Genomic DNA, 22,562 nt, shown 5'->3' with positions numbered 1-22,562 from the left:
TTTTATTGCATAAAAAAACTCCAACAATATTGTTGGAGTTTTTACTATCTTCTTAAATTCAGAATTACTTCTTGAATTTTGCATATTTATTTTTAAACTTGTCAATACGTCCTGCTGTATCAACTAATTTAGATTTACCAGTGTAAAATGGATGAGAAGTTCTAGAGATCTCTAATTTTACTAAAGGATACTCAACACCATCAACCTCTAAAGTGTCTTTAGTGTCTGCAGTAGAACGTGTTAAAAACACATCATCATTAGACATATCTTTAAATGCTACCATTCTGTAATTTTCTGGATGAATTCCTTTTTTCATTTTATAATATTTTAATACTTTAATGTTATGTTTGCAAAGAGTAAAGTTGGTAAGGTTTTACTCTAAAATTCTAAATAGTTGTATATTACTATTTTGAGGATGCAAATTTAACGATATTTTTTAATTTACAAATAAATAAATTACTTTTATTTGAAAACAAGAATAAAATAGACAAAACGCTTTAAATAATTACATGTAAAGCTGTTAGAAAAAATGTAATATGACAAAAAAATTAATACAACTATCTTTTATTGGTTTACTAATATTCACTTCTTGTGATTCTGACTATAAATTTAAACTTGAAGTTCCTAAAAAAACAATATATAACTCAGAAATTAAGATTTCTTTAAATGAAGAAAACAATCAACAAATAGATAATGTTGAGTTTTATATAGATGGTAAAAAATTAAAATCTGATGGTAATTCTGTTATTTTAAAAACTTCAGAAATAGGATTAGGAAAACATAGCGTTTCTGTGCTTGCATTTTATCCAGGTAAAACTAAAAAAGTAAATAATTCTTTTGAGGTTTTAGCAGATAAAGCTCCTGAAGTTTATGATTATAAAATTATTAACTCTTATCCTCATGACACAAAAGCTTACACTCAAGGCTTAGAATTTTACAATGGATATTTATATGAAACTACAGGAAGAAGAGGACAATCAACACTAAGAAAAGTAGACATTACTACTGGTAAAGTTTTACAAAAAATAGATTTAGAAAAAGATTATTTTGGTGAAGGTATGACCATTGTAAATGGCCAGATTTTCTGGTTAACTTGGGAGTCTAAAAAAGGCTTTGTCTATGATTTAAAAACATTTAAAAGAGAAAAAGAGTTTAGCTATAAAAATAGCAAAGAAGGCTGGGGTTTAACTAATAATGGAAAATCTCTAATTAAATCTGATGGAACCAATAAAATATGGTTTTTAAATCCAGAAACATTAGATGAAGAAAGGTCTTTGCAAGTGTATACTAATAAATATGCAGTAGATAATTTAAATGAATTAGAACTAATAGGTGATAAGCTTTACGCAAATAAATATCAACAAAATGCCATTGTTATTATAGATATCAATACAGGTATTATTGAAGGTATTGCAAATCTTAAAGGTTTAAAAAAAGTAATGGAAAAAACTCAAAAACTAGTACCACAAGACGAAGTATTAAATGGTATAGCTTACGATGCTGAAAATGATAGACTTTTTGTTACTGGGAAAAATTGGGGAAAATTATTTGAAATCAAATTGATTAAGAAATAATAAAACAATCTAATTAAAGTTCTATTTTTATACAAAATTGATGTATGCGTTATTTTATCTCTTTTATTATATGTATTGTACTAATCTCTATAAGTTCTTGTCGAAAAGATTTTTCTACAATTCCTAATTTTGGAAAATTAGAGTTTTCTAAAGACACTGTGTTTTTAGATACTGTTTTTACAAATATTGGTTCTGCTACTTATAATTTAAAAGTATACAATAGAGGTGATAAGGCTATCACTATTCCTAAAATTGCACTTGAAAATGGCACCAACTCTAATTATAGATTAAATGTTGATGGTATTCCTGGTAAAGAATTTAACGATATTGATATTTTAGCCAAAGACAGCATATATGTTTTTGTAGAAACTACTATTGATGCAAACTCAGTAACAAACCCTTTGTACACAGATAGAATTTTATTTGATACAGGTATAAATCAACAAGATGTAGATTTAGTTACTTTAGTACAAGATGCAAACTTTATTTTTCCTGGCAGAGATCCTATCAACATGAAAATTGATAGTCTAACTTTAGATGGACAGCCTACTACTATTAAAGGTCGTTTTTTAACAGATGCTGAATTAAATATCACCAACACAAAGCCAACAGTTATTTATGGATATGCTGCTGTTGCTGCCAATAAAACACTAACAATAGATGCTGGAGCAAGAATTCATTTTCATAGTAATTCTGGTTTAATTATAGATGATAAAGCTACTTTAAAAGTAAATGGAACCTTATCAGAAAAAGTTGTTTTTGAAGGTGATCGTTTAGAAAATTCGTTCTCTAGAATTCCTGGTCAATGGGGAACCATTTGGATGCGTGCTGGAAGTAAAGAAAATGAAATTAAACACGCACAAATTAAAAATGGTATTATTGGAATTTTAATAGACAGTATAGGCTCTAACTCTGCACCAACACTAAAACTAGAAAATACTGAAATTTACAATAACTCAAACTTTGGTATCCTTGCAAGAGAAACTAATATAGAAGCACATAATGTTGTAATTGGCTCTGCAGGTCAAGCTTCTTTGGCTGCAACAGTTGGAGGTACTTATAATTTTACTCATAGTACTTTTGCAAATTTTTGGAATAACGGAATTAGACAATTACCTGCTGTATTAGTAAATAACTTTTTTGTTTATCAAAATGAAAACGGACAAGAAATAACAGAAACAAGAGATTTACACGCAGCTAATTTTACCAATTGTATTTTTGATGGAAATAACAATATTGAATTTGTATTAGATAAAGTTGATGGTAGTTTATTTAATTTTAACGTGCGTAATTCTATGATTTCATTTAATGATACTGGTAATAATTTTAATGGAGTGCTAGAGTTAGATTTTGATAACAATCCCAACTATCAAAATATTATTTTAAATGGTTTTTCTAATTTTAGAGAAACTAATAGAGAAGATTTTATAATAGGTAAAGATTCTGATGCCATTAATAAAGCAACTAGTACACTATTTAATTTAGATATTTTGGGAGTAGATAGAAGTAGTACTCCAGATATAGGAGCTTATCAACATATTAGTTTTGATTAAGCTTTTTGTTAGCTTTATTAAAAAAAGAATAATAATTCTTTATAGCAATAAAAGACCATATTATTATCAATAACCAAGCATTAGATGATTTAGAATCTAAACTTACAAAATTAACTTGATCTATAAATTCATTGAGAATAATTACACTTGCAACAAAGGCCCAAAAAAGATTGAAATATTTACTTTTCATATAAATGTACTTTCTTGGGGGAAAGCGAATTGATACTCAAATATACAAAACTATCAATTAAAATCCTAACATATTGATTTGAAGACAATCAAAACATCCTATTAGGTTTAAGCATACTATTTTTTATAAACTTTACCTTCTTTCATTACAAAAACTACATTTTCCATAGTTTCAATTTTTTTAGTAGGATCATCATTAACAGCAATTATATCAGCTATAAAACCTTTTTTAATTTGTCCTATCTCATCATCCATTTTTAGAAGCATCGCATTTGTAATTGTTGCAGATTGTAAAGTTTCTATAGCAGGCATACCAGCTTCTACCATAAAACCAAACTCTTTACCATTAACACCATGCTTAAAAACACCTGCATCTGTACCAAAAGCAATACCTACTCCTTTTTTATAAGCTCTACCAAAAGTACCTTGTATTTGTGGCCCAACAGCTAAAGCTTTAGGAACTACAATTTCTGGATAAAATCCTTTAACTTTTGCTTTTTCAGCAACTTCTTTTCCTGCAGTAATTGTTGGCACTAAATAAGCATCATGTTTTATCATTAAATCCATAGTTTTATCGCTCATATAGGTACCATGTTCTATAGTTTTTACACCACCAATGATTGCTCTTTGCATACCTACATCTCCATGAGCATGTGCAGCTACATGCATACCATAATCTTTAGCCATATCACAAATTGCTTTTACTTCTTCTATTGTAAATTGCGGATTATCTCCAGATTTTGCAACACTTAAAACACCCCCAGTTGCAGTTATTTTTATACAGTCTGCTCCATTTTTATAACGTTGTCTAACTGCTTTTTTTGCATCTTCTACAGAATTTACAACTCCTTCTTTTGGTCCAGGATTTCCAATTAATTTTCTACTACTACCATTTGTTGGGTCTGCATGACCACCTGTTGTTGCAATAGATTTACCAGCAGTAAATACTCTTGGACCAGGAATTTTACCTGCATTTATGGCATTTCTAAGAGAAATATTAACTCCTGTTCCTCCTAAGTCTCTAACAGTTGTAAACCCATTTAACAAAGTAGTTTCTGCAAATTTTACAGAATTATATGCAATATCAGCTTCATCTGTAATATACTTTCTAATTTGAGTTTTATTATCATATTCCATTTCTAAATGCACATGCATGTCAATTAAACCTGGCATAACAACTTTATCTCTTAAATCGATTAGATTAGCTCCTTTAGGCATGATATACCCATCCATAACATCTATAATTTTAGTTTTCTCAACTAAAATTGTTTTTTTTGATTCAATTTTTCCAGACTTTGTATCTACTAGCTTACCACATAAAATATATGTGGTTTGAGATATGATGTTTTGAATAAAAAGTAAACTAAATAAAAGGATAAACGATTTTTTCATTTCTAAGATTTTAATTCTTAAATGTATGAAATTTTAAGTAGATTGCTTCTTGAAAATTTTACTATATGAAGAATGTTGTAATTACTGGAACTAGTAGAGGAATTGGTTATGAATTAGCAAAATTATTTGCAAATCAAAACCATAATGTTTTAGCAATCTCAAGAAATACAGAACCCCTTGTAGCTCTAAATCATAAAAACATTAAAACACTTTCTGTAGATCTTTGTAAAAATGATGAAATTTTACAAGTAACAGAATTTGTAAAAAACAACTGGAAACAAGTTGATATATTAATTAATAATGCTGGAAAACTAGTAAATAAACCTTTTACAGAATTAACTTCTGATGATTTTTTAGAAGTTTATAAAGTAAATGTTTTTGGTGTTGCAGAATTAACAAAAAGCTTAATACCTTATTTACAAAAAGGCAGCCATGTTGTTACTATTAGTTCTATGGGAGGCATACAAGGTAGTATGAAATTCCCAGGTTTAGCAGCATACTCGTCTGCAAAGGGAGCTGTAATTACCTTATCTGAATTATTAGCTGAAGAGTATAAAGAACAACAAATTGCTTTTAATGTTTTGGCATTAGGTGCTGTACAAACAGAAATGTTACAAGAGGCTTTCCCAGGTTTTCAAGCTCCTGTTTCTGCAGAAGAGATGGCTAATTATATCTATAATTTTAGTTTAACTGGTCATCAATTTTATAATGGTAAAATTTTACAAGTTTCATCTACAACTCCTTAATTTAGTTTTTGTTTGAGTACTAACTATCAAAATTATATTCCTGTAAAAGCTATTCCTTTTGTTCAATTTTTAATTGATGAACATTCTTTTGAATTAAAAATTGTAAATCAAAGACAAACCAAACATGGTGATTTTAGAAAATTACCAAATGGAAGATTTCAAATAACCGTAAATAATAACTTAAATAAATATCAATTTTTATTGACTTTAGTGCATGAAATTGCACATCATGTAACACATCAAAAATTTGGAAGAGTACAACCTCATGGAAAAGAATGGAAAACTGTTTTTCAGCATTTAATGTTGCCTTTTTTGACTCCTGAGATTTATCCTAAAGAAATGCTGCCTTATTTAGCTAATTATTTAAAAAAACCAAAAGCTAGCACAGATTCAGATACTAATTTATCTTTAGTATTACGAAATAATGAGGCCGAAAATGGAAAGGTATTTGTTTTTGAAATTCCGTTTTCATCTTTATTTATCTATAAAAATCAAGTGTATAAAAAAGGAAAATTAAGAAGAACAAGATTTGAATGTTTACAATTGCAAACCAATAAAACCTATTTGTTTAATAAAAATGCTGAAGTAATTTTATATAATCAAACTAATTAAGCTTCAAACTCTTTATCATAATAGGTTTTAGCATCAGCAATTAAAAGTTTCATTTTTTCTTTCTCACACTCAACTTTTACATCATCCCAACTTAAGTATTTTATAAAATCTTTTACTACTAAATCAAAATATGTAGTTACACTTTCTATATTAAAATAAAGACTTCCTGTTCTTCTAATAAAAAAATCAGCTAAACTATTAGCCATTTCAAAATGGATACTATACCAAACCTCAGCTCTAATTAATTTTTCAACAGGAGTTCCTTTTGCATAAAAATCCATTCGTTTACTAATCAGGTTTGCATTTTTACCATAAGTTGACACTAAATACCAAGCATAATAATTTTGAGTAATCCCTTTTGAAGCCAATTCATCTTGCAACTCTTTTTCATAAACTTCAACTTCTTCATACGTATGTAAAGTAGGACTAACTAATGGAATTTCGTCTGTGTAAGATTTCTTTAATTTTCTTTTGCGTTTGTTAGGTAACTTATCTGTAACTTTTTCTAACACTCTTTGAGCCATTTTTCTATAGCCTGTTAATTTACCTCCTGCTATAGAAATCAATCCGCTTTTAGAAATAAAAATCTCATCTTTTCTAGACAACTCAGATGGGTCTTTATCTTCTTCATGAATTAAAGGACGTAAACCAGCCCAATTAGATTCGATATCATCAATGGTTAAATTGATGTCTGGAAAAGCATCATTAGCTGCTTTTATTAAATACAAAGCATCTTCTTTTGTAGCTACTACTCTATTTAAATTTCCATTATAATTAGTATCTGTTGTGCCTACATAAGTAACTCTACCTCTTGGAATTGCAAAAACCATTCTACCATCTTCAACATCAAAATAAACAGATTGTTTTATAGGTAATTTTTCATGAGGGAAAACAATATGTACTCCTTTTGTTAAGTGTAAATATTTATGATTGATAGAATTATCTTTCTTTCTAATTTTATCTACCCAAGGACCAGCTGCAGAAACATAATTTCTTGCTCTAATATTAATTCTTTTTCCTGAATTATAATCGATACAATTTAAACTCTCTATTTCTTGATTGGCATCATAAACAAACGATTCCATCTCACAATAATTGATAATCGTTGCTCCAAATTCAGCTGCTTTTTTTAGTAATTCTAAAGTTAGTCTTGCATCATCTGTTCTGTATTCTGCATAATAGCCACTTCCTAAAACCAAATCTTTATCCAATAAAGGCTCTTTGTGAAACGTTTCTTTTTTGTCTAACATTCTTCTCCTATCATCTCCACCAACATTGGCTAATAAATCGTAAACTTTTAAGCCAATAGCAGTCATCATTTTGCCATAAGTACCACCTTCTGTTAGTGGTAATAACATCTTTTCTGGAATAACTAAATGTGGTGCTAATTTGTGTACAATAGCCCTTTCTGATCCAGATTCACGTACCAAACCAATTTCCAATTGTTTTAAATAACGTAAACCACCATGTATTAGTTTTGTTGATTTATTACTTGTACCAGAAGCAAAATCGTCTTTTTCTATTAGACACACATTCATCCCTCTAGATGCAGCATCTAGAGCTATACCTGCTCCAGTAACACCTCCACCAATAATAACAATATCAAATTTTTTAGAAACTATTTTTTTAAGTTGCTTATCTCTATCTAAAACCGAAAAACGTAAAGTATCTTCTTTTGTAGTTGATTTTGTTGTTCTTGTTTTTTCAATGGCTTGTAACCAACCTTTATACTTTTTATTTCTCTGTTTTGATTTCATTTTTGGTGAAAACAAAACATCTGTATTTCTTAACTCATCTATTTCTTCTTTTTGCCAAAAACCTGCTTTAATTCCTGCTAGAAGAGCAGCACCAAAAGCAGTAACTTCAATCATTTTTGGTCTATCTACATCAACATTTAGAATATCTGATTGAAACTGCATTAAATAATTATTTGCACTTGCACCACCATCAACTTTAAGTGCAATCATTTCTTTACCAGAATCTTGAATCATAGCATCTAAGACATCTCTTGTTTGATAAGCTAAAGATTCTACAGTAGCTTTTATGATTTCGTTTTTTCCAGTATCTAAAGTCATTCCATAGATACTTCCTTTGGCCTCAGCATCCCAATAAGGAGCTCCTAAACCAGCAAAAGCAGGTACAACATAAATATCTTTTAATGGTGGAATACTATTACAAATAGCCTCTGTTTCTGCAGCATTTTTAATCAATTGTATTTTATCTCTTAGCCACTGAATAGATGCACCACCCACAAAGACACTGCCTTCTAAAGCATAATTAATAGGTTCATTTTCAATACTACAAGTTAATGTGGTTAATAATCCTTTTTGAGAAATTACTTGATTTTTACCAACATTTAATAACATAAAACAACCTGTTCCATAGGTGTTTTTTGCTATTCCAGATTTATATCCACCTTGTCCAAATAAAGCTGCTTGTTGATCTCCAGCAACACCTTGAATTGGGATTTGAACACCATCAATAAAAACTGTTCCAAAATTAGAGGAAGACTCTTGAACAGTAGGCAACATAGATTTAGGAATTTCTAATGCTTTTAGCAATGTATCATCCCATTCTAAATTTTTTATATTATAAATTAATGTTCTAGATGCATTTGTATGGTCTGTTACATGTTTTATACCTTCTGTAAATTTGTAGATTAACCAACTATCTATAGTACCAAAGCAAAGGTCACCTTTATTTGCCTTTTCTTTAGCATCATCAATATTATCTAAAATCCACTTTAATTTTGTTCCAGAAAAATAAGGATCTACAACTAAACCTGTGTTTTCTTTTATGTAATTAGTTAATCCTTGTTTTTTTAAATCATCACAAATAGAAGCTGTTCTTTTATCTAACCAAACAATGGCGTTATAAATCGGTTTTCCACTTTTTCTATCCCAAACAACAGTAGTTTCTCTCTGGTTTGTAATACCTATTGAAACAATTTCATTAGCATTAATTTTTGCTTTATTTATTGCTTCTTTAAACGTATAAAGTTGATCTTGATATATTTCTTCAGGATTATGCTCTACCCAACCAGATTTAGGATAATGTTGAGTTAATTCTTTTTGAGCTACAGCAACAATTTCTCCTTCTTTATTAAATATGATAGTTCTTGTACTTGTTGTTCCTTGATCGAATGCAACTACATATTTTTTTTCCATCATTTAAGATTTGTAAGTAATGTTATTATTTATCCCTTTTTATGAATAAAGTATCTAGCTCCAATTCTTTTTGTAACCAAGTTCTTAATTCTCTTTCTTTTGGGGAAATAATACTGTCATGTAGTTTTACATTCCATTTAATTGTTGCAACAGGAATTGTATCTATTTTAATAAAATCTTTAGAAGACAACATACTTGCAAAACCAATTTCTTCTATATCTATATATCTAATTTTGGCATCTTTAGCTATTCTACTAAATGCAACCGCTTTTTCATTTCGGTTTAAAGCATCTTGCTCAATTCTTGCATTTAATTTAGAAATTGTTTCTTGTAAATCTGCAATTTGTTTGTGTAAACCGTCTATGATGTTTTTACTTTGTTGTAGTTCTTCTCTTTTTTCTTGATATGCAGTTGTTATTAATTCAAAACTCTTGGTATCACTACCTTTTATTTTTAAATCAAAGTCTTTAAGTCTATTGTATTCTTCATCATTAAGTTGATTTTTTAAAACGTATTTAACATCATCTGTTACTTCATTAAAAAAACTCATTCTTATTTCTTTCTTTTTGTAGTCAAAATCAGGATCTCCAAGTAATTGAAATTTAGGAATTTTCTTCACCTCATTTTCTATAAATCTACTAAATTGAATTTTTGTTTGGCTTTCATTAAAAACACTTATAAAAGTAAATATTGCAGGAATCATCACTGCTAGTCCAACTACAGTTGCAATAGTTGCATAACGCTTTCTTGTTACAGAATTTGCGTATTTATGCATTGGAAATTTTAATAATTTGAGTACAATAAAAGAAGCCAAAGCAATAAAAATTGTATTTATGATAAATAAATACATTGCTCCAAAAAAGAAAGAAAAATTACCACTTGCCAAACCAAATCCAGCAGTACAAAGTGGAGGCATTAAAGCTGTAGCAATAGCTACTCCAAAAATAACAGAAGCTATTGTACCTTTTTTTGTTCTTGCCACCATAAGTGCTAAACCACCAAAAAATGCAATTAAAACATCTCTTATATCTGGACTTACTCTACCTAATAATTCAGAAGTTCCTTCTGTTGTTGAAGTTAATGGAAAAAAATAAAAAAACATAAATGAGGCAAATAAACTTAGCCCAATCATGATTCCTAAATGAGTTAATGATTTTTTAAAGGTATTAATATCATTTAACGCAAAAGACATTCCTAAACCTAAAATTGGCCCCATTAATGGCGATATTAACATGGCTCCAATAACAACAGCAGTAGAATCTGCATTTAACCCAATAGAAGCTACAAATACTGCAAAAATTAAAATCCATGCAGTGGCTCCTTTAAAAGGAATATCTGCTTTAATTGCTTCAATTGTTGCTTTGTGGTCTGTATCGTCTTTAAAGTCAAAAAGACTAATTAAAAAGCTTTTTAGAATTTCAATAATTCTAACAGTTTCTGATTTTGCGTCAATCTCTGAATATGACTTCTTTTCTGCTTCTTTTTTGATGTCTTCTTCCATCAATCTATAAATTTAGTATTGCAGAAAGATACAAAAACAAGTATAAATTATTAAAAAATTATTTCAAGTATATTTTATCTATTTCTAATTGAAATGACTGATTTTTATTGTTACCTATTAAAAATCGAATTTCTTCTATAAAATCTGATGAAAAATTATTCATATTTAATCTTCTACCTCTAAAAGCAGGATACATATCTGATATTTCTAATTCTATTTCTTGCCAATTTTTTGAAGTTTCAAATTCAATTACATAAGAATAATAATCTTGTATTTTATTTTTTATTCTAAATTGATATTTTTTACCATCACCTTTTACTTTAAGTACTATTTTAGAAAAAGAACTAATATTTTTTTTATTTAACTGGTATCTTAATGATGAAAAACCACCATTATTTTCTAGAGAAACATTTCCATAAAAAACTCCATTACCAAATTCATTAATTTTAAAATTTCCCTGAGATCTACCTCCCATAACAACATCATCAACTATCTGCCAATTATTAAGATTACTATTTTCTTTAAAATCAAAAATTATATTAGAAAATAAGTTCATAAAGAGTAGTATTATGAATAAATAATTCATTTTTATTTTATTAAAATTGAATTTTAAAAATACGTTATTTTAAAAAAAACAAAAGCCTTGTATTAAATACAAGGCTTTTTCTGTGACCGGGCTGGGGCTCGAACCCAGGACCCTCTCCTTAAAAGGGAGATGCTCTACCAACTGAGCTACCAGGTCATTCTTTTTCATTTTAGCGGGTGCAAATATATAAGTTAATTTTAAAAAAACAAACCAATTTTCTAATTAGTTTCATTTAAATATGCAACTCTTACTTTTTTGAAAAGATTAGAAGAATACACAAATCCAACAACTGCCTCATTATCAGTTTTAAAGATTTCTTCATTAGTACCTTCCCATGCTTTTATACCATTTTTTAAAAAAAGTATTTTTTCTCCAATTTCCATCACAGAATTCATATCATGCGTATTAATTACTGTTGTAATTTTATATTCATCTGTAATTTCTTGAATTAAATTATCAATTACTGTTGCTGTTTGAGGATCTAAACCCGAATTTGGTTCATCACAAAATAAATATTTAGGATTCATAACTATTGCTCTTGCAATAGCAACTCTTTTTTGCATTCCACCAGATAATTCTGCTGGTAGTTTATAATTAGAATTCTCTAAGTTTACTCTATTCAACACAAAGTTTACTCTATCTAACATTTCTGATTGAGATTGATCTGTAAACATTTTTAAAGGAAACATAACATTTTCTTCTACAGTTTGAGAGTCAAATAATGCACTTCCTTGAAAAACCATACCAATTTCTTGCCTCCATTGCCTTTTTTCTTCATTAGTAAATTTAGTATTAACTCTACCATCAAATGCAATTGTACCTTCTTCTGGGGTATGCAATCCAATTAAAGACTTAAGAAATACTGTTTTTCCTGAACCACTTTGCCCAATTATTAAACTTGTTTTTCCAGGTTCAAAAGTTGTTGTAATACCTTTTAAAACTTGAACATCACCAAATCCTTTATGTAAATCTTTAACTTGAATCATTTTATGTAAGTAGCATTTGTGTTAAGAAATAATTAGCGATAACAATTAGTATAGTTGTCCAAACAACAGATTGTGTACTCGCTTTTCCAACAGCAATTGAACCTCCTTTAACATAATAACCATGATAAGAAGGCACTGTTGCAATTAAGAATGCAAAAACCAAAGTTTTTATGATTGCGTAAGTAACTAAAAAAGGATTAAAATCTGTTTGTAAGCCAACTACATAGTCTACTCCACTAAATAAACCAGAAAGTACACCTGCAATCCATCCACCAAAAATACCTAGCACCATTGCTAATGCAATTAAAAAAGGATAAAAAAATACAGTTGCTAAAATTTTAGGCAAAACCAAATGATTTAATGAGTTTATACCCATTACTTCTAAAGCATCAATTTGCTCTGTAACCCTCATAGTACCAATACTAGAAGTTATATATGAGCCTACTTTACCAGCTAAAATTATAGAACAAAAAGTTGGTGCAAACTCTAAAATAATAGATCTTTTTGCAGCAAAACCAATTAAAGATTTTGGGATAAAAGGACTCTCTAAATTTAGTGCAGTTTGTAATGCAATAACTCCTCCAATAAAAAAGGAAATAAACATTATAATGCCTAAAGACTTTACTCCTAACTCTTCAATTTCTTTAAAAAGAGATTCATAAAATACTCTAAACTTTTGAGGCTTTTTAAAAACTTGACCAAGCATCATAAAGTATTTTCCAATATGCTCTAAATAATTCATGGAATAATTTTAAGCTAAATTAAGAAATAACATTTATACTATATAAAATTAGTTACCTCAATATTAAAATTGGTAAATTTGTAATTTAAAACAGATTATTTTTATGATAAAAAAGTCGACTTTACTCCTGTTGTTTTTATCTTTATTTATAAAAACATATTCTCAAAAGAAAAATTCAAAAAATAATATAAAACCTAAATTGGTTGTTGGTATTGTTGTTGATCAAATGAGATACGATTATATAACTAGGTTCTACAATCGTTTTGGTGATGGAGGCTTTAAAAAAATAATAGAAAATGGATTTACATTAGAAAACGCACATTTTAATTATATTCCAACCTATACTGCTGTTGGACATACCTCTGTCTATACAGGTACAACACCAAATAATCATGGTATTATTTCTAACAATTGGTATGATAAATATTTAAAAGAAAGCATTTATTGTGTAACTGATACCAATTATAATTCTGTGGGCTCTGATTCTAAAAGAGGACAAAGATCTCCTTTTAGATTAATGACAACCACGATAACAGACCAGCTTCATTTAGCTCAAAATAATAAAGGAAAAACTATTGGAATAGCACTGAAGGATAGGTCTGCAATTTTACCAGTTGGACATACAGCAAATGCTGCTTATTGGTATGATGGAGGTTTACAAGGAAATTTTATCACCTCATCTTTTTACATGGATAATTTACCTAATTGGGTAAATGATTTTAATAACAAAAAAGTACCTGAAAAATATCTTTCTAATACTTGGAATACCTTGTATGATATAAAAACTTATACAAATAGTTTTGATGATAATAATGATTTTGAAGGAACTTTTAAAGGAAAAGAAACACCTACATTTCCATATAATCTAAAAGAATTAAAGGATGAAAATGGTAATTTAGGAATGATTAACAATACGCCTTATGGTAATAGTTTAACTTTAGATTTTGCTAAAGCTGCAATAGAAAATGAAAATTTAGGAAAAGGAAGTTATACTGATTTTCTTGCTATAAGCTTTTCATCAACTGATTATATTGGCCATAAATTTGGGCCACAATCTATAGAAATTGAAGACACCTATTTAAGGCTAGATAAAGACATAGAAAAATTAATTAATTACCTAGATACTAAAGTAGGCAAATCTAATTATACTCTTTTTCTAACAGCAGATCATGGAGCAGTTCATGTTCCTGCTTATTTGCAATCATTAAAAATACCAGCTCATTATTTAGGAACTTTAAATATCAAAAATTTCTTAAAAAAAGTAACTCTTAAATATTTTAAATCTGACAAGCTCATAGAGAACTTTTCTAATTATCAAATCTTTTTAAATAAAGAAACTATTGAATCTTTAGGTTTTTCAAAAAAAGAAGTTGCTGAAAAAATTGTAGAAGAAATTATTAATTGTGAAGGCATCTATAAAGCAATTACTGCTAACACATTACAAACAACATACTTTAATTCTGGTATATTAAATTCTTTACAAAACGGATATAATCAAAAATTTTCTGGTGATGTATTATTGATACCTTATCCTGCTACATTAACAGGTGGTAGAAAAGGAACATCACATGGTTCTGGTTATAATTATGACACACATGTACCTATAATCTTTTATGGAAATGGTATTAAAACTGGTAAATCTAGTAAAAGACATCATATTATAGATATAGCACCAACTATTGCTAATTTATTACAAATAGAGCCCTCTAATGCAGCAACTGGTAGAGTTATAGTTGAAGCTTTAAAATAAAACAATTGAAAGATCTTATTGTTTACATTTTACTCATTGGTTTTAATTTATCTATACATTGTCAAATAAGTAATTTTAAAGATAAATTCGAATTACCAGATCAAGTAAAAGAAACATCTGGATTGTTATTTTTTAAAGGAAAAATCATTACCCATAATGATAGTGGTGATTCAGCAAATTTATACGAATTAGATAGTTTAAATGGTAATTTACTTAGAACCATTAATATAACCAATGCTACAAATGTAGACTGGGAAGATATTGCAGAAGATAATACTCATATTTACATTGGAGATTTTGGTAATAATAATGGTAACAGAACAGATTTAAAAATTTATAAAATTTTGAAATCAGATTTCGAGAACAGCAATACTGTTACTGCAGAAATTATTTCTTTTGATTATGAAGATCAAACTGATTTTACAACTAGACCTAATAACAATAATTTTGATGCTGAAGCTTTAATAGCATATAATAATAGTCTTTACATTTTTAGTAAGAATTGGTTAAATGTAGAAACTAGAGTTTATAAACTACCTACTTTATCTGGTAATTATACAGCAATAAAGATTAGTAAAGCTAATGTTGAAGGCTTAATAACAGGAGCTGTAACTTCTAATGATCATATTATTTTATGTGGATATGATGCAACTGCTCCTTTTTTGATATTTATTAGTGCTAATAGAAGTCCTGATGAAAATGTATTTAGTAACGGTTTTGAAAAATATTCTTTCACAAATGAGCTTGGAGCTGGCCATCAAGTTGAAGGAATCACAATTTTTGATGATGGTAAATTTTACATTTCTAGAGAAGCTAGTAATAATCAGTTTTTTACTTTTACTCAAAAACTATTTGAATTTACAGACAATAGGGCTTTAACTTTAGGCACTAAGTTTAACAATAAAAGTTTAGCTAATATTTATCCTAATCCAATAAAAACTAGCTTTATAATAAATTCAAACAAACCTATTAAAGATATTTATATCTATAACCTTTTAGGTAAGAAAGTATTAAAATCTTCTTCAAAAAATATAAATATAAGTGCTTTAAAAAAAGGAGTTTATATGATAAAAATACTTTTTGATGATAGGAGTTTTACATCAAAAAAAATCATCAAACTTTAAAGAAAGAGTCTTCTTGATGTTTTTTTATCGCTTTTTTAGACAATACAATTCCAATAATTAAAGATACAAAAGCACCTACAGCAATACCAGGCACAAAATTAATGAACAAGAAAAAATCATAAGCTCCATGAAATAATGTAGCCATAGTTAATCCTAAAATATTATAATATACCCTATGGTTAGAAAACTTAGCTTTACCCATAAAATAACCCATTAAAATTCCAAAGGTTGCATGCGCAGGAACAGCAGTAAAAGCTCTAATAATACCAGTAGAAACTCCATATTGAAAGACATATAATATATTTTCTAGAGCTGCAAAACCCATAGAAACCATTACTGCATATACAATACCATCAAAAGGTTCATTAAACTCTTTATTTTTTTGGGCATAATATTTTACAATGATGTATTTTGAAAATTCTTCTACTAAAGCAACTACTATAAATGCTTTTATAAATTGTTGAAATATACTTTTAGCATCATTTAATTGTAAAAAATTACTAAGTAAAGTACCTAATAGTAAAGTTACTAAAATACTAAAAAAAGCACCCATTAAAAAATTCTTAAATAAAAAATGAATTGGTTCTTTTTCGAATTTATCTTTTAAATAGATAAAAACGATAATAATCATTGCAGGCGCAATAGAAAGTAAGAGTAATGTCATTATTTATTTTTAGGTAAAAAAACTTCAGCCATCATACAACGTGCACTTCCACCCCCACAAGTTTCTATTGTCTCTAAAGAACTTGAAATTATATTACAATGTTTTTCAATCTTTTTAATTTGTTCTTTTGTCAATGAATTGTATGCAGCTTGACTCATTACCAGAAATAGCTCGTTATTTTTACCTTTTACTTGAAGCATATTTCCTGCAAATTGGTGCATTTGCTTTTCTGTAATATCTATTATTTCTTTTCCTGATTTTTTTATATGAGAAATTACATTCTTTCTCTCTTTTTTATCATCTATACATGATAAGCATATTACTGAAAAAGTTTCTGCTATACACATCATTACATTGGTATGATATATAGCTTCTCTAGAATTATCAACAGTTTGATTGGCTGTAAAAATTACAGGAGTATATTCGAAATCTTCACAAAACTCTATAAACAACTCTTCATCTGCTCTTGGAGAAATTGCACAATAGGCTATTTTATTTTGCCTATCTAAAATCATACTTCCAGTACCTTCTAAAAATATATTTTGATCTTCAGCAGAAGTATAATCTACTATATTCTCGATTAAAAAACCTTCTTTTTCTAGTTCAAGAATAATATCTTCTCTTCTTTCTAATCGTCTATTTTCTGCAAACATTGGATAAATGGCCATGGTGCCATCTTTATGAAAAGAAACCCAATTATTTGGAAAAACTGAATCTGGAGTATCATTTTCTTGATTATCTGACACAACAATAACTTCAACACCAAATTTTCTTAATTTATCTACATAATCATCAAACTCTTTCTGAGCTTTTAGATTAATTAATGAATCTCTTAAAGATAAATCTTCTTGAAAATAATTATTAACTGCAGTTTGTTCATTCATCCTAAAGTTTATAGGACGAATCATTAATATTGAATTTGTAGTTTGAGACATTTATTTAAAAAAGACAAAAATAGATTTTTTTCTTACCATTAAAAAAACATATTCAAAAAAGTATTTTAAGTTTTGTTTAACTTTTTTTTTATTTTGTTTAACAATTATCATTTTTCACTTTGTTTAAATTTGTTTCGAAATAAATAAACATAAATTAATTTAAAATGAAAAAAATCACTAAAATTTTGTCCCTCGTTTTAGCATTCTCATTCTTAGCTTCTTGTAGCGATGATGAAGATGTTGTAATTGAAACTAACACAATTGTTGATGTTGCAGTAAAGAATAACCTAACTAGCTTAGTTGCTGCAGTAACAAGAGCAGACTTAGGAGCTACTTTATCAAGTAATGGTTCTTTTACTGTTTTAGCTCCAACAAATCAAGCTTTTGAAACGTTTTTACAAAGCAAAGGTTTTGCTTCTGTAAATGATGTACCTGTTGATGTTTTAAGAAACATCTTATTAAATCATGTTATTACAGGTAATTTAAGAAGTACAGATTTATCTACTGGATATGCAAAATCAAATGCTACTAGTGCAGCTTCTGGTACTGAAATGTCTATTTACATTAATACAAGTAATGGAGTAGTATTTAATGGAGAATCTACTGTAGATATTGCAAATGTAGAAGCTGATAATGGCATTGTACATGTCGTTGATAAAGTTATAGACCTACCAAATGTTGTAACTTTTGCAACTGCTGATCCTAACTTTTCAATCTTAGTACAAGCATTAACAAGAGAAAACGATTTTACTTATGTAAATACACTTTCTACTCCTAATGGAACTAGTCCTGCTCCTTTTACAGTATTTGCTCCTACAAATGATGCTTTTGTAGATTTATTAGGAGAGTTACAAGTAAATGGATTAGGAGATATTTCTAAAGCTACGTTATCATCTACATTAAACACACATGTTGTAGCTGGTGCTATTGTTTTAGAGTCAAATTTATCAGATAATTTACCAGTTAATACTTTAGGTGGTCAATTAACTGTAAATATTACTTCTAATGGTGCTACATTAACAGATTCTCAAAACAGAGTAAGTACTATTATAGCAACTGATGTACAAGCAGATAATGGTGTTATACATGCTATAAATAAAGTAGTATTAGAATAATATATTATTTTCATAAAATAAAAAGGCTTGTAAAAATACAAGCCTTTTTTTTATTCTCTAATTAAAGGTAAAGTTGAACACCTTAACAGCCCTTCTTGCTTAGCAATTTCAGCATATGGAACTTCCTCAACTGTAAATCCATGATTTCTTAACCAAGTATTTAATCTTGTAAAGTTTTTTTCAGAAATGATTACATCTTCAGAAATTGAAAAAATATTACTATTCATATGATACATTTCATTTTCATCAATCTCAAAAACATTTTCTTTTCCAAAAAAATTGATTAACCAATTATACTCCTCATCAATTAAAAAACCATTTTTATGAATGATAGCTTTGTCTTTACCTATTGGTTGAAAACAGCAATCTAAATGCAATGCATTTTCTTTAGGATCAGTATTTGATTTTCTGAGCTCAAATGATATTACTTTTTTGTTTGGAAATAATGTTCTTATTTCTTCTACAGCTTCTTTATTAGTCCTTGCTGTAATAAAATCTGAATAATCTTTTCCTGTATATGTGCCAATAAAGATATAATCATTCCAAGGCATAACATCTCCACCTTCTATATGACAAGCTTCTGGTAGAGTAATTATTTTATTAGAATCAATTTGATTGATTACATGTTTTATTGCTTCATATTCTTTTTCTCTATCAGGTAAAATGTTTGCTTTTATTAATTTATCTTCAATTACAAAAGCAATATCCCTAGAAAATATCTGATTATAATCTTCAATAACTTTTGGCCTGAATACTTTTACATTATACTTCTCTAAAACTTTTGCTACAGCTTCCATTTCAGCAACCATATCTTCCTCTTTTGGGTAAGTACCTTTTAGAATGTGCTGCACACTTTTAGGATCATAAGCCTCCTCTAATGTAGGTTGTGGGCCATTTGATACTGCTGTTCCTAATACAACAGCTTTTAATGTTGCTGTTTCGTTTTGTATGTTTAGTTCTAACATATATGTTTTATAAAAAAAGCTTCATAAAATTATGAAGCTCTAAATTATTAAAAATAATATTAATGATTATCTTTTATCTATACTAACAAAATCTCTTTCGTTTTCGCCAATATAAATTTGTCTTGGTCTACCAATTGGTTCTTTCTTTAAACGCATCTCTCTCCATTGAGCAATCCATCCAGGTAAACGACCCAAAGCAAACATTACTGTAAACATATCTACAGGAATACCCATTGCTCTGTAAATAATTCCTGAGTAAAAATCTACATTAGGATAAAGCTTCCTGTCTACAAAATACTTATCATTTAACGCTTCTTGCTCTAAACCTTTAGCAATTTCTAAAATTGGATCTTCTACACCTAAATCATTTAAAACCTCATCTGCTGCTTTTTTAATGATTTTTGCTCTAGGATCAAAGTTTTTATACACTCTATGACCAAATCCCATTAATCTAAAAGGATCTGACTTGTCTTTAGCTTTAGCCATGTATTTTTTTGTATCTCCACCATCAGCTTTAATAGCCTCTAGCATTTCTAATACAGCTTGGTTTGCACCTCCATGAAGTGGTCCCCAAAGTGCAGAAATCCCTGTTGATAAAGATGAGAATAATCCAACATGAGAAGAACCAGCAATTCTAACTGTAGATGTAGAACAGTTTTGCTCATGATCTGCATGTAAAATTAATAACTTATCTAAAGCATCTTTAATTACAGGATTTACTTCATATGTTTCGTTTGGTTGTTCGAACATCATTTTCATAATATTTTCTACATATCCTAACGAGTTTGAACCATAGTTTAAAGGTAAACCTTGTTTTTTACGCATTGTCCAAGCTACTAATACAGGGAATTTACCCATAATTTTAGTAATAGCCCTGTACATTTCTTCCTCTGAATCTACATTTACAGAAGATGAATTAAATGCTGTTAAAGCAGATGTTAAAGATGATAATACACCCATTGGATGAGCGCTCTTTGGAAAAGCATCTAGTATCTTTTTAATATCATCATCAACTACAGATTGTTTCTTAATATCACTTCTAAAAGTTTCTAATTGTTCTGTAGTAGGAAGATTTCCAAAAATAAGTGCATAAGCTACTTCTAAAAAATCAGCCTTCTCTGCTAATTGTTCTATTGGATATCCTCTATATCTTAAGATACCTTTTTCACCATCTAAAAATGTAATAGCACTTTCACAAGAACCTGTGTTCTTAAAACCAGGGTCTATCGTAATTACTCCATTTGTAGCATTTCTTAAAGTTTTAATATCTATTGCTACTTCATTTTCTGTTCCTATTACTAGAGGAAATTCATAAGAATTATCACCAATTTGTAATTTTGCTATGTCTGACATTTACGTGTGTTTAAGTGTGTTTTTTGTGTTTCGCGAAGATACCAATTTTTGTAGAATTTTAAAAGCAAGTATTCATAGATTTTAGATATAAAAATATAAGCTTAAACGATTTAACAAATATTTAATAAATAAAAAAACCTCACATTAATATGTGAGGTTTTTAAAATCATTTTATACGTCCTAAATTAGATTTTAAATGCTTTTTCTTGAGGAAAATATGCAGTGTCTTCTAATTCTTCTTCTATACGTAACAATTGGTTGTATTTAGCCATTCTATCTGAACGTGAAGCAGAACCAGTCTTGATTTGTCCACAATTTAAAGCTACTGCTAAATCTGCAATTGTATTGTCTTCTGTTTCACCAGATCTGTGAGACATAACAGAAGTATAGCCAGCATTTTTAGCCATATTTACAGCAGCAATAGTTTCTGTTAGACTACCTATCTGATTTACTTTAATTAAGATTGAATTAGCTATTCCGTTTTCTATACCTCTAGATAAACGCTCTACATTAGTAACAAATAAATCATCTCCTACTAATTGTACTTTATCTCCAATTTTTTCAGTTAAATACTTCCATCCTTCCCAATCATTTTCATCCATTCCATCTTCTATTGATATAATAGGATAGTTTGCTGCTAACTCAGCTAAATAATCTGCTTGTTCTTGGCTAGTTCTTACTTTACCTGTTTCTCCTTCAAATTTTGAATAGTCGTATTTACCATCAACATAAAACTCAGCTGCAGCACAATCTAAAGCGATTTTAATTTCATCTCCAAAAGAATATCCTGCATTTTTAACTGCTAATGCTATGGTATCTAATGCATCTTCTGTACCTTCTAATGTTGGAGCAAAACCACCTTCATCACCTACAGCTGTAGATAAATTTCTATCATGTAAAACTTTCTTTAGATTATGAAAAATTTCAGAACCCATTTTCATAGCCTCAGTAAAGTTTTTAGCTTTTACTGGCATTACCATAAACTCTTGAAAAGCAATTGGTGCATCTGAATGCGAACCTCCATTAATAATGTTCATCATTGGCACAGGTAATGTATTCGCAGAAACACCTCCAACATATCTGTATAATGGCATTCCTAATTCATTTGCTGCTGCTTTTGCAACTGCTAATGAAACTCCTAAGATTGCATTTGCTCCTAGTTTTGATTTATTTGGAGTACCATCTAAATCAATCATAAGTTGGTCTATTGCATTTTGTTCAAAAACAGAAGTACCAATTAATTCTTCTGCAATAATATCATTAACATTAGATACTGCTTTTAACACGCCTTTACCCATATAATCTTTTCCTCCATCTCTTAACTCAACTGCTTCATGTTCTCCTGTAGATGCTCCTGAAGGAACAGCTGCTCTTCCTAAAATTCCACTTTCTGTAACAACATCAACTTCTACAGTTGGATTACCTCTTGAATCAAATATTTGACGTGCGTGTACACTAATTATAATACTCATTTATTTACATTTTATAAACTCTAAGAAGAGTTTTGGTTTTTTATATTTATGATGCTAATTTACAAAATGTATTAGCCATTTAAAATATTGATTCTAAGAATTTACGAAAACGTTTACTAGAAGAAATAAAAAACCC

19 protein-coding genes and 1 tRNA gene are annotated in these 22,562 nt (G+C 28.6%); 7 read left to right on the top strand and 13 right to left on the bottom strand.

Annotated features, from left to right (window positions below):
• Positions 1 to 64: 64 nt before the first annotated feature.
• The gene (locus ACFOWD_RS06630; RefSeq protein WP_298992204.1) at positions 65 to 316 is read right to left on the bottom strand and encodes a type B 50S ribosomal protein L31; all 252 of its coding nucleotides are present in this window, start codon (positions 314 to 316) and stop codon (positions 65 to 67) included.
• Between the two features lie 220 nt (positions 317 to 536).
• On the opposite strand from ACFOWD_RS06630, the gene ACFOWD_RS06625 reads away from it, so the two are divergent.
• Together ACFOWD_RS06625 and ACFOWD_RS06620 are read left to right on the top strand one after the other, a co-directional pair.
• Entirely contained in the window at positions 537 to 1,574 is a 1,038-nt protein-coding gene (locus tag ACFOWD_RS06625; RefSeq protein WP_377409102.1) for a glutaminyl-peptide cyclotransferase, read from the top strand.
• 44 nt (positions 1,575 to 1,618) lie between these two features.
• Positions 1,619 to 3,127 carry a hypothetical protein gene (locus tag ACFOWD_RS06620; RefSeq protein ID WP_377409100.1) on the top strand — a complete coding sequence of 503 codons (1,509 nt, stop codon included), beginning with the start codon at positions 1,619 to 1,621 and terminating at the stop codon, positions 3,125 to 3,127.
• A gap of 306 nt (positions 3,128 to 3,433) precedes the next feature.
• Here the strand turns inward: ACFOWD_RS06620 and ACFOWD_RS06615 are convergent, their stop codons facing one another.
• Positions 3,434 to 4,708, bottom strand: a complete 1,275-nt coding sequence (locus tag ACFOWD_RS06615) for a metal-dependent hydrolase family protein (protein WP_377409098.1) — start codon at positions 4,706 to 4,708, stop codon at positions 3,434 to 3,436.
• Between the two features lie 65 nt (positions 4,709 to 4,773).
• On the opposite strand from ACFOWD_RS06615, the gene ACFOWD_RS06610 reads away from it, so the two are divergent.
• Both ACFOWD_RS06610 and ACFOWD_RS06605 read left to right on the top strand, forming a co-directional pair.
• Positions 4,774 to 5,454: an SDR family NAD(P)-dependent oxidoreductase gene (locus tag ACFOWD_RS06610; protein WP_377409096.1), complete on the top strand. Its 681-nt coding sequence runs from the start codon at positions 4,774 to 4,776 to the stop codon at positions 5,452 to 5,454.
• A gap of 12 nt (positions 5,455 to 5,466) precedes the next feature.
• Positions 5,467 to 6,066: a SprT-like domain-containing protein gene (locus ACFOWD_RS06605; RefSeq protein ID WP_377409094.1), complete on the top strand. Its 600-nt coding sequence runs from the start codon at positions 5,467 to 5,469 to the stop codon at positions 6,064 to 6,066.
• On the opposite strand, the gene glpK is transcribed toward ACFOWD_RS06605, so the two are convergent.
• From glpK to ACFOWD_RS06575, 6 genes are all read right to left on the bottom strand, one after another.
• A complete protein-coding gene (gene glpK, locus ACFOWD_RS06600; RefSeq protein ID WP_377409093.1) occupies positions 6,063 to 9,236 on the bottom strand; it encodes a glycerol kinase GlpK in 3,174 nt (1,057 codons plus the stop codon). The two genes, ACFOWD_RS06605 and glpK, sit on opposite strands and share 4 nt — an antisense overlap.
• 22 nt (positions 9,237 to 9,258) lie before the next feature.
• Positions 9,259 to 10,734: a DUF389 domain-containing protein gene (locus ACFOWD_RS06595; RefSeq protein ID WP_298992185.1), complete on the bottom strand. Its 1,476-nt coding sequence runs from the start codon at positions 10,732 to 10,734 to the stop codon at positions 9,259 to 9,261.
• 58 nt (positions 10,735 to 10,792) lie between these two features.
• Positions 10,793 to 11,320, bottom strand: a complete 528-nt coding sequence (locus ACFOWD_RS06590; RefSeq protein ID WP_377409091.1) for a CIA30 family protein — start codon at positions 11,318 to 11,320, stop codon at positions 10,793 to 10,795.
• An 83-nt stretch (positions 11,321 to 11,403) separates the two neighbouring features.
• Positions 11,404 to 11,476 (bottom strand) — tRNA-Lys (locus tag ACFOWD_RS06585).
• A gap of 62 nt (positions 11,477 to 11,538) precedes the next feature.
• The gene (locus ACFOWD_RS06580) at positions 11,539 to 12,306 is read right to left on the bottom strand and encodes an ABC transporter ATP-binding protein (protein ID WP_377409089.1); all 768 of its coding nucleotides are present in this window, start codon (positions 12,304 to 12,306) and stop codon (positions 11,539 to 11,541) included.
• A 1-nt stretch (position 12,307) separates the two neighbouring features.
• The gene (locus ACFOWD_RS06575) at positions 12,308 to 13,048 is read right to left on the bottom strand and encodes an MlaE family ABC transporter permease (RefSeq protein WP_298992178.1); all 741 of its coding nucleotides are present in this window, start codon (positions 13,046 to 13,048) and stop codon (positions 12,308 to 12,310) included.
• 103 nt (positions 13,049 to 13,151) lie between these two features.
• Here ACFOWD_RS06575 and pafA point away from each other — a divergent pair, with 103 nt between their 5' ends.
• Positions 13,152 to 14,798: an alkaline phosphatase PafA gene (gene pafA / locus ACFOWD_RS06570; protein WP_377409087.1), complete on the top strand. Its 1,647-nt coding sequence runs from the start codon at positions 13,152 to 13,154 to the stop codon at positions 14,796 to 14,798.
• A gap of 5 nt (positions 14,799 to 14,803) precedes the next feature.
• A complete protein-coding gene (locus ACFOWD_RS06565) occupies positions 14,804 to 15,922 on the top strand; it encodes a T9SS type A sorting domain-containing protein (RefSeq protein ID WP_377409085.1) in 1,119 nt (372 codons plus the stop codon).
• Here the strand turns inward: ACFOWD_RS06565 and ACFOWD_RS06560 are convergent.
• Together ACFOWD_RS06560 and ctlX are read right to left on the bottom strand one after the other, a co-directional pair.
• The gene (locus tag ACFOWD_RS06560; protein WP_298992168.1) at positions 15,912 to 16,586 is read right to left on the bottom strand and encodes a PrsW family intramembrane metalloprotease; all 675 of its coding nucleotides are present in this window, start codon (positions 16,584 to 16,586) and stop codon (positions 15,912 to 15,914) included. The genes ACFOWD_RS06565 and ACFOWD_RS06560 overlap by 11 nt on opposite strands.
• A complete protein-coding gene (gene ctlX, locus ACFOWD_RS06555) occupies positions 16,586 to 17,521 on the bottom strand; it encodes a citrulline utilization hydrolase CtlX (protein WP_377409083.1) in 936 nt (311 codons plus the stop codon). The genes ACFOWD_RS06560 and ctlX overlap by 1 nt, the downstream gene beginning before the upstream one ends.
• Positions 17,522 to 17,685: 164 nt before the next feature.
• Here ctlX and ACFOWD_RS06550 point away from each other — a divergent pair, with 164 nt between their 5' ends.
• Entirely contained in the window at positions 17,686 to 18,636 is a 951-nt protein-coding gene (locus ACFOWD_RS06550; protein WP_377409082.1) for a fasciclin domain-containing protein, read from the top strand.
• Positions 18,637 to 18,686: 50 nt separating this feature from the next.
• Here ACFOWD_RS06550 and ACFOWD_RS06545 read toward each other — a convergent pair whose 3' ends face one another.
• From ACFOWD_RS06545 to eno, 3 genes are all read right to left on the bottom strand, one after another.
• On the bottom strand, positions 18,687 to 19,601 hold the full coding sequence (locus ACFOWD_RS06545; protein WP_377409080.1) for a dimethylarginine dimethylaminohydrolase family protein: 915 nt from the start codon (positions 19,599 to 19,601) through the stop codon (positions 18,687 to 18,689).
• 66 nt (positions 19,602 to 19,667) lie between these two features.
• The gene (locus ACFOWD_RS06540) at positions 19,668 to 20,954 is read right to left on the bottom strand and encodes a citrate synthase (protein WP_298992156.1); all 1,287 of its coding nucleotides are present in this window, start codon (positions 20,952 to 20,954) and stop codon (positions 19,668 to 19,670) included.
• Between the two features lie 185 nt (positions 20,955 to 21,139).
• Positions 21,140 to 22,426: a phosphopyruvate hydratase gene (gene eno / locus ACFOWD_RS06535; protein WP_377409078.1), complete on the bottom strand. Its 1,287-nt coding sequence runs from the start codon at positions 22,424 to 22,426 to the stop codon at positions 21,140 to 21,142.
• Positions 22,427 to 22,562 lie beyond the last annotated feature (136 nt).

Source organism: Polaribacter marinivivus, from assembly GCF_042651285.1.
GTDB lineage: Bacteria > Bacteroidota > Bacteroidia > Flavobacteriales > Flavobacteriaceae > Polaribacter > Polaribacter marinivivus.
Note: the sequence above shows the minus strand (reverse complement) of the source record. Positions and strands in the feature narration are given on the sequence as shown.

What these genes read in the sequence shown, in the direction of transcription:
- ACFOWD_RS06630 (WP_298992204.1), bottom strand. Translation starts at nt 316, where the DNA reads ATGAAAAAAGGAATTCATCCAGAAAATTACAGAATGGTAGCATTTAAA.
- ACFOWD_RS06625 (WP_377409102.1), top strand. Translation starts at nt 537, where the DNA reads ATGACAAAAAAATTAATACAACTATCTTTTATTGGTTTACTAATATTC.
- ACFOWD_RS06620 (WP_377409100.1), top strand. Translation starts at nt 1,619, where the DNA reads ATGCGTTATTTTATCTCTTTTATTATATGTATTGTACTAATCTCTATA.
- ACFOWD_RS06615 (WP_377409098.1), bottom strand. Translation starts at nt 4,708, where the DNA reads ATGAAAAAATCGTTTATCCTTTTATTTAGTTTACTTTTTATTCAAAAC.
- ACFOWD_RS06610 (WP_377409096.1), top strand. Translation starts at nt 4,774, where the DNA reads ATGAAGAATGTTGTAATTACTGGAACTAGTAGAGGAATTGGTTATGAA.
- glpK (WP_377409093.1), bottom strand. Translation starts at nt 9,236, where the DNA reads ATGATGGAAAAAAAATATGTAGTTGCATTCGATCAAGGAACAACAAGT.
- ACFOWD_RS06595 (WP_298992185.1), bottom strand. Translation starts at nt 10,734, where the DNA reads ATGGAAGAAGACATCAAAAAAGAAGCAGAAAAGAAGTCATATTCAGAG.
- ACFOWD_RS06590 (WP_377409091.1), bottom strand. Translation starts at nt 11,320, where the DNA reads ATGAATTATTTATTCATAATACTACTCTTTATGAACTTATTTTCTAAT.
- ACFOWD_RS06580 (WP_377409089.1), bottom strand. Translation starts at nt 12,306, where the DNA reads ATGATTCAAGTTAAAGATTTACATAAAGGATTTGGTGATGTTCAAGTT.
- ACFOWD_RS06575 (WP_298992178.1), bottom strand. Translation starts at nt 13,048, where the DNA reads ATGAATTATTTAGAGCATATTGGAAAATACTTTATGATGCTTGGTCAA.
- pafA (WP_377409087.1), top strand. Translation starts at nt 13,152, where the DNA reads ATGATAAAAAAGTCGACTTTACTCCTGTTGTTTTTATCTTTATTTATA.
- ACFOWD_RS06560 (WP_298992168.1), bottom strand. Translation starts at nt 16,586, where the DNA reads ATGACATTACTCTTACTTTCTATTGCGCCTGCAATGATTATTATCGTT.
- ctlX (WP_377409083.1), bottom strand. Translation starts at nt 17,521, where the DNA reads ATGTCTCAAACTACAAATTCAATATTAATGATTCGTCCTATAAACTTT.
- ACFOWD_RS06550 (WP_377409082.1), top strand. Translation starts at nt 17,686, where the DNA reads ATGAAAAAAATCACTAAAATTTTGTCCCTCGTTTTAGCATTCTCATTC.
- ACFOWD_RS06545 (WP_377409080.1), bottom strand. Translation starts at nt 19,601, where the DNA reads ATGTTAGAACTAAACATACAAAACGAAACAGCAACATTAAAAGCTGTT.
- ACFOWD_RS06540 (WP_298992156.1), bottom strand. Translation starts at nt 20,954, where the DNA reads ATGTCAGACATAGCAAAATTACAAATTGGTGATAATTCTTATGAATTT.
- eno (WP_377409078.1), bottom strand. Translation starts at nt 22,426, where the DNA reads ATGAGTATTATAATTAGTGTACACGCACGTCAAATATTTGATTCAAGA.